We start from the raw sequence: 323 nt of genomic DNA, 5'->3' as shown, positions 1-323 counted from the left end.
GCGCGCATTTGGGCGGTATAGGTCCAGCTTGCGCGGTCCACGATCTCTTCGCGCAAGACAACACCGTTTTGCAGGATACGCAGCTGATATTGCTCGCTTTCCTCGGCCAGTGGCACATCGAAACCCGTCCATTGGTCGCCATTGATCCGCGTCCGGCGTATCCAGCCAAACCGCAACGCCCCCGCCTCTTCTTCTATTCGCAGGTGGCAGGGCCGATAGGGGCGCAGCCCGTTGCCGTCAAAGCTCTCGGTTTTTTGAACGTAGCTTGGGTCGTTCAGCGGACGACCCGCAGGCCCTATGCGATAGGTCTGCGCGATCCGCAA

At 60.4% G+C, this 323-nt stretch carries 1 protein-coding gene; it reads right to left on the bottom strand.

All coding sequences use genetic code 11. The features are described 5' to 3' along the window. On the bottom strand, window positions 1–323 hold a 323-nt coding region (locus tag B3849_RS08300), incomplete at both ends, for a hypothetical protein (RefSeq protein WP_286780015.1).

It is taken from the genome of Sulfitobacter sp. UBA4523 (assembly GCF_002388305.1).
GTDB lineage: Bacteria > Pseudomonadota > Alphaproteobacteria > Rhodobacterales > Rhodobacteraceae > Sulfitobacter > Sulfitobacter pontiacus.
The sequence above is the reverse complement of the archived record's forward strand: the minus strand, read 5'-3'. Positions and strand labels throughout refer to the sequence as shown.